Source organism: Pseudomonadota bacterium (genome assembly GCA_022361155.1).
Classification (GTDB): Bacteria; Myxococcota_A; Polyangia; order Polyangiales; family JAKSBK01; genus JAKSBK01.
Window position 1 is genome coordinate 1 of the sequence record JAKSBK010000459.1, and the last position, 7,006, is coordinate 7,006.

The 7,006-nt window shown below is 65.3% G+C and carries 4 protein-coding genes; 1 reads left to right on the top strand and 3 read right to left on the bottom strand.

All coding sequences use genetic code 11. The features are described from left to right. Both MJD61_17295 and MJD61_17300 read right to left on the bottom strand, forming a co-directional pair. The coding region (locus MJD61_17295; GenBank protein ID MCG8557018.1) for an RHS repeat protein at positions 1–1,007 on the bottom strand (1,007 nt) is incomplete at its 3' end. Between the two features lie 231 nt (positions 1,008–1,238). Then, the gene (locus MJD61_17300; protein ID MCG8557019.1) at positions 1,239–2,888 is read right to left on the bottom strand and encodes a hypothetical protein; all 1,650 of its coding nucleotides are present in this window, start codon (positions 2,886–2,888) and stop codon (positions 1,239–1,241) included. A 365-nt stretch (positions 2,889–3,253) separates the two neighbouring features. Here MJD61_17300 and MJD61_17305 point away from each other — a divergent pair, with 365 nt between their 5' ends. Continuing rightward, entirely contained in the window at positions 3,254–6,025 is a 2,772-nt protein-coding gene (locus MJD61_17305; GenBank protein MCG8557020.1) for a TonB-dependent receptor, read from the top strand. Here the strand turns inward: MJD61_17305 and MJD61_17310 are convergent. Continuing rightward, the coding region (locus tag MJD61_17310; protein MCG8557021.1) for a hypothetical protein at positions 6,022–7,006 on the bottom strand (985 nt) is incomplete at its 5' end. The genes MJD61_17305 and MJD61_17310 overlap by 4 nt on opposite strands.

A 7,006-nucleotide genomic window follows, 5' to 3' on the forward strand; every position in this document is an offset into this window, starting at 1 on the left:
GCGAGGAGCTTTCCCTGGGGGCTTGTGATGAGGGCGACGCTGCCGAGGTGGTCGGTGTGGTAGTGGATGGCCTCGCTCGGTGGCTCGCTCGGGCCGCCGAAGCAGGAGCTTGTGGTGGCGGCGAGCAGCAGGGCGAGGGCGAGGGATAGGGCGCCCTGTGCGAAGCGAGCGGGGCGCAAAGGCTTCGGCCAGCCGCGCGGTAGCCGGATGTGCCGGCGGAGCTGCGCGATCCACGCGCAAGAGCCGAGCACGATGGCGAGGGCAGCGAGCGGCCATGCGGGCCAGCGTGCCGTGCGCTCGGGTGCTGCCGCGGTGAGCTGCACGGGTGTGTCGCCGCCGAAGCGGGCGATGCGGCGGCCGCCTGCGATCACGTAGTCGATGAGCTCGCCGTTGCGCTCTTCGCTCAGGGGGTCGAGGTAGAGGGTGCGCTGCCCGGGCCCCTCCTTGACGATGCGGCGGCCGGTGTAGTCGTAGCGGTAGCGGATCTGGGTGCCGGTTGCGGTAGCGACTTCGACGAGGCGGCCCTTGGGGTCGAAGCGTTGCTGGGTTTGGCCCCTGGTCGTGATGTGGCCTGCGGGGTCGTGCTGGATGGGGACCTCACCGGCTTGCACGAGGCGCTGTCGGGGGTCGTAGCGGTAGTCGCCGACGTCGCTCTTGAAAAGCAGGTCACCTGTGGGGCCATAGCGGTAGTGCCACTCTTGGCCTGCGCCGGGCGCTTGAGCGGAAGCGAGCTGGTAGAGGCTGTCGTAGTGAAAGAGGCGTGCGGCGCTGGGATGCTCGGGGCTCGGTGAAAGCTGGTCGTTGATCTCGAGCAGGTTTCCTACCCGGTCGTAGCGGTAGCCGAGGGTTTGTGCGGGTGCGCCATCAACGTGGGTTTCGAGCGCTTCGAGCCTCTGAAGCACGTCGTAGCGGGCGCTGGTCGTGACGTGGTTGGCGCGCTGCTCGCTCAAGAGCAGTCCGCGGGCGTCGTAGTGGGCTTGTCTTTGCACGCCGGGGATGTGGCTCACGAGCGAGCGGGGGTTGTAGCCAAGGGCCCGCGAAAGAATAGCTTGCGCGGTTGGGCGAGGACCGGGCACCGCTGGCAAGGCGCAACGACGAGGAATATTGGAGATATTTCGAGGAGGAGCAACACAGCCAGCGGTGGTCGGAACCGGCGAAACGCATGAGCTATTCTTTCGCGGGCCCTTAGCTCGAGTTTGCGGCCGGAGGGGTAGGTCACGCCGGTTAGCCGGGACAGGTTATCGTAGCGGCGTTCGAGCCGGTAGGCTTGGCCATCGAGCGTGGGCGCGGCTACGTTCGATCGGGGCTACGCGGCCAGGAGCTGGCGGGTTCGGTCCTCCCATCGGTCGTTGAAGAGGTCGGCACGCAGGGCGGCCATGTGGCGGGCGCCTTGTTCGTCCCACCTCATGCCCTGGCATTTGAGCCGCTGGCCGGTGACGTGGAAGTTGGCGCTTTCGACGGCTGCGGACGAAATGCGTAGGCCACGCTCGCGGTAGGCCGAGTAGTGCATCCGGTCGAGGTTGTTGCGCAGGTAGGTCTCTCAGTTCCTCGACCTTGTCGGCGGCCGCCTGGGTGGGCGGGTCCACGAACCGCAGGGCATCGATCACCATCAGGGCCTGGTCGCTCTCGATGCGCGTGTACTGTGCGTGAGCCCACGCCTGAGCCGGCGCCGAGCCCTTGCCCCACAGCAGCTGGGCCACTTCCAAGATGCGATGCTTGACGTGGTACAGGTCCAAAATGAGCAGGGTCTCGAATGGGAGCCATGCCGCGAGCGAGCGGATCCATTCCGCCCCGTCGCTGAGAATCACCACGAGCTTGGCGCGCTCGAAGCGTAGCCGCGCCAACTCGACCCACAGCATGGCCGCGAATGCGGTCCAGGTGCCGAGCAGCGACACGTAGCGCTTGCGCAGCAGGCAGCCACGTTGAGGGCTCTCCTGCGCGCAGTCGGCCGCCGTGTACAGCACCGCGTTCTTCACCTCGCGGCCGACGATCGTGTAGCGCCGTCCCTTTCCGCCCCGTGCCTTGTCCTGTTTGGCCTGCTCGAGCTGCTTGCGTTGCTTCGCGCTCAAGTCCGACCACGCAATCTGCTCGCGCGTGACCGGAATGACCCCATCCATCTCGATGTATGCCACATCGGTTTCGGTCGCGGGCTGCATCTGCGGCTCGCTCGGCACCGCGTCGGTCGCGGGCTTCGGCAGCCCTGTCTCGTCATAGGCAGCCCACTGCTTTGCGTCCTGCTCGAGTTGCTCGAGCACTTGGCCACCGCGTTGCTCCACCAGGTCCTCGACGGCCTTCTTGCTCAACGAAACGCCGCACATCTTCGAGACCAAGGTGCAGGCCATCTCGTGCGGCACGGTGCTCGCCACCATCGTCACCACTTCCGCAAGCCGGGGCGTGAATCGAGCCTCCGGAAGACCCAACGCGTGCTGGGCCGGCGCCACGCCTCGCTCGCACTTCGCGCAATGGGCGTAGCGACGTCGCAGCGAAAGCGGGCCCAACAAGCTCGCCCATCCCCGCCGCCGGCGGCCCTGCGACCGGGCCACCTCTTGGCATCCGGCGCACACGCTGCGGCCCGATCCTCGTTCATCGAGTTCGTCCAACCGCCGCTGAAGCCGCGCCTCATAAAGGGGACGAACCACGCGGCGAGACATCTCGACCGCCTCGCGCTCCTCGTCCACTGCAGTCCACCCCGCCTCCGACGGCGACTTCGCGTACTGCACCAGCTCCGCCATCCCAGCCGCCAGCGCCGTCACCATCGGCTTGCGCTCCCCGGCAACCCCACTCAACTTCGCGCTGATGAGCTCCACCAAGGCCTCCGAGTCGTCGGCCTGTTCCCAAGCTTGCGCCACTATCGACAACCACTGCTCACTCGAAGCACACTCCGCCATCTGGGGTACCTCCTCCGGGTTTCCCCGGCTTGTTCTGGTCAACTTGGAGGTACCTCAGCTTTCATCGCAGTGGTTCACATTCCAGTCCCACGATCCTTTTCCAGCCAGCTGCCCCGACCCGCCGGATCCGCGCCCTCCGTGAATACTGCGGCGTCCCGGCCAGCAGACCAACCGGGTCGACGCGGCGAGCCGCAACGACGAAGAATACTGGGGACATACCCTCGAGTCTTCTTGGCGGAAGACGCGCCCAACCCGTTGACGGTCTGGGGATGCAGCCGGACCGGGTTTTCTGATAAACACCCGTGTCCGCAGGCCGGCTGGCTGGATCCTGCGCAGCCACGCCAACATACGGAGCCATGAACATCATGACGTTACTCAGATCGCAGCCGTTCGACGCACTCGCTTGGACCGTGCTCGTGACTTGGCTGTCCTCTGGGGTCGCCCGGGCCCAACAGTCGGCTCATGCCGAGCCGGCGACGTCCTCTGGCGAAGCAGCTCCAGCTAGCGGGGACAGCGGCGCCAAGGCGGAGCAGATCGAGGTTAGAGGCATTCGCGGCAGCATCGAGGCTGCGCTCACGAAGAAGCGCAACGCGGACGCGATCGTCGATGCCATTTCCGCGGAAGACGTAGGCAAATTCCCGGACGAGAACATCGCCGAGTCGCTGCAGCGCGTTCCTGGGGTCTCGATCACGCGCGGTTTTGGCGAGGGCCAGGACGTGAGCATTCGCGGGCTAGGCCGAGGCCGAAACCTCACCCTGCTCAACGGTCAGGGACTGGCGTCGTCGGACTTCTTTCTCGAGAATTTCGAGTTCAACCGTGGCTTCAACTACGCGATGCTTCCATCGGATCTCGTGGCATCGGTGGAGATCTACAAGAGTCCCCAGGCAAGGCTCCAGGAGGGCGGTATCGGAGGCACGATCATCCTGAACACGCGCAGGCCGCTCGATCAGTCCAAATCGCTGGACGTCGCGGGCTCGCTCGCGCTGGGGTACAGCGACCTGTCGAATGCTCTGGATCCGCGCGCAACGCTGCTGGCCGGCTGGAAGAGCGACGACGGCAAGCTGGGGTTGTCGCTCGCCGGTGTGCATCAACAACGCACCCTGCGGCGCGATGCGGTCGAGGTGCTGAGCTACAAGCGTGGAAACATCGACATCGGCGGCGATGGGATCGTGGATGGGTTGAACGTGTTCTATCCTGCCTTCGTGGGTTCCGCTTTCTTCCAGCAAAAGCGGGTCAGGGATTCGGTGCTGGGGACGGCGCAATGGAAACCCATCCCCGGGTTGGACTTCACCCTCAACGGCCTGTATTCGCGCCTGGCCGGCAACAACACCAACGATAACTACCTCGCAAACGGATTGGACTCGTTTGTGGGGGCTCCGGGCTCCGACCCGATGAACCCCTTCGCGGTCAATGTCGTGAACAACGCGATCATCCAGGGGGACACCGCGGTCTTCATCGACATGCGGGAAGGTCCGAAGCAAAACGGCATGCCGCACAAGGAGATCCAGCTCGACACGTTCAAGCGCGAGGTGGCACTGAAGACCTACTCGCTCGACCTGGAGAGCACGTTGTTCGTGGGTTCCTGGACGCTGTCCAACCACACGGGCATTACCCAGGCCACCGGTGGACGGGGTGAGGTGCAGTTGCTGACGTTCCTCGGGGACGCCGCGTACAGCATCGACCTGCAAGACGGCGTGGGTGCGGTGAGCTTCGCCGGCATAGACCCGACCAACCCCGCGGCCCTCGACACCTTCAACACCTGGCGCGACAACATCAGCGGTACCCAGCAGCAGATCTACAGCCAGGTCGACGGCACGCTTCAGCTGGAAAACCCGGTGGTCCGTTCAGTACAGGTGGGCGCCAGATACCGCACGCAGTTTCAGGATCGCAGCAGGCGGGTAGGCAACCTGGTCGGCCCGGCGCCGTTCATGTCGCTGGCCCAGTATCCGAGCATACTGACCACCCCGGACGATTACCTCAACGGGATCGCGAAACAGAACACGCTGCGGCGCTACGTGAAGCCGGATCCAGAGCTGGGCTGGGACACCCTGGCGCCCTCGCTCTACACCTTTGCAGACGATCCAACGTTCTTCTTCAAGGTGAGCGAGCAGGTGGTGGCGGCGTACGCGCAGGGCAACGTGGACTGGGATATCGGTTACAGACGCCTGCGCGGCAACCTGGGGCTTCGTGTGGTCAACACCCAGACCACGTCGCGTTCGCGCTCCGCGCGGGGCGACACCGCGGTGGGGATGGACTCGGTGGAGAAGACAGGAGACACCCGGCTGCTGCCCAGCCTGAACCTGGCATTGGATGCGACCGAGGACGTGGTTGTCCGCGCGGCGCTTGCTCGCGTGATGAATCGTCCGGGTTTCACCCAGCTTTCGCCGGCGGTTCACTGCCACGAGACGATCCCGGAGTGTACCGGAGGCAACCCCGATCTGGACCCCTTCGTCGCCGATCAACTGGACCTGTCCGGCGAGTGGTATTTCGATCGAGGCTCGGCGCTGTTGCTCGGCGGTTTCTACAAGCGGATCCATTCCTTCGTCGGTCTGGCTGCCATGCCCGAGTCGCTGCCCGGAATTCCGAACGCCAGCGTGACCCGGCCCTTCAACGGAGAAGGCGGCAACACCTACGGATTCGAAGCGGCTTTTCAGCATACCTTCACGGTGCTGCCGAAACCCTTGGACGGCCTGGGGCTGATCGCGAACTACGTTCGCCCAGAGCACGACCACGACGACGGACCCCCAGTCGAACGAGGTGCTGCCGATACCGGGCCAGTCGCGGCACAGTCTCAACGTGGTGGCGTTCTACGAAGTGAAGCCGGTGAGCGTCCGCTTCGCATACAACTACCGGACCAGGTTCTTCGAACAGATCCACAACGGCGGCGCGCGCTTCACAGACGACTTCGGGCAGCTGGACGCCAAATTCACCGTGGACCTCATGGACAACGCATCGCTGTTCGTGGAGGGATTGAATCTCACCAACACGACACTGGTGAGGTTCATCGGCAGCAAGATCAGACCGTTTCAGAACCTGAGAACCGGTCGCCGGGTGTTTGCCGGCGTCCGCGGACGCTACTGAGTTCCTGTCCGGAATGGCGGCAGAGCGGCTTTCGTCCTGGTCCCGGCAGCAACTAGCGCTCGCCGGCGGGCTTCCACCACTCGTTGAGGGTCCGAGCCGTGGCTCCCGAGCGACCCGCCGATTCCTCTGTCGAGGGCTCCGCGGCAGGCTCTGGTGCAACCACGGCCGGTTCGGTGACGGCCAAGTCGACCTCAGCGCCAAGCCACCACTGCGAGCCAGCTTCCGCGGGGGCGGCCGAAGTGCTGGGTTCTTGCCCGGATCCGCTCCACCAAGGACGCAGGTGCGCTGGCTGCGCGCGATTGCCGTTTCGATCGGCGTTGTCGGACCACCAACTCAGCCGAGACCGCGTAGCCGATATGGGGCCGGCCGCGTAGGGCTGCCCCGGGTCGCGTATGCGCACTGCGTACTGGGCAAGCTGCCGGCGCCCCGGAGCCGGAAACCTCATGCGCCGCAAGGTGGGCTCGAGGCACACGGTGAACTCCGCGCTCGCGGGGATCATGCTGAAGCCATAGGGTGCACCGCGAGGATCGATCACGAACGCGATGCGGACCTCGGTGAGCATCGGTCCCCGAGCGATCTCAGACCGCAGGCAGCGCCGCACGGCATCGACGTGCGGCGCGAACTGGGCTCGGATTTGTGCCTGCGAAAGCGCTGCGAGGCGCGTCGGCTCGTCTCGCCGTTTCGACTCGCGTGCAAGCTCGCTCGTTCCCGGCTGCGCAAGATGCTCTCGGGCCGCGATCACGATTGCAGGCAGCGTGTCGCGACGCCGCGACAGCGCCTCCACAAGCGCTCTCCCTTCCACGCCGCCGTGCTTTAGCAGGCCCGAAATGGCGATGATCAGGGCTTGAGGCGCTGAGCGGAAGGAGCTGTCCGCATGGTAGAGTCGGACGAATTGCGCCAGGGCCGGAACCACCACGGGTGAACCCAAAGCCACGACAGCTGTCGCCAGCGGTTCGAGATCCTCGAGTTTCGTCTCGTGGTCCAGGATGTGGCGCACGAGCGCCGGCACGGCAATCCGCTCGCTTCGTCTGGCGAGC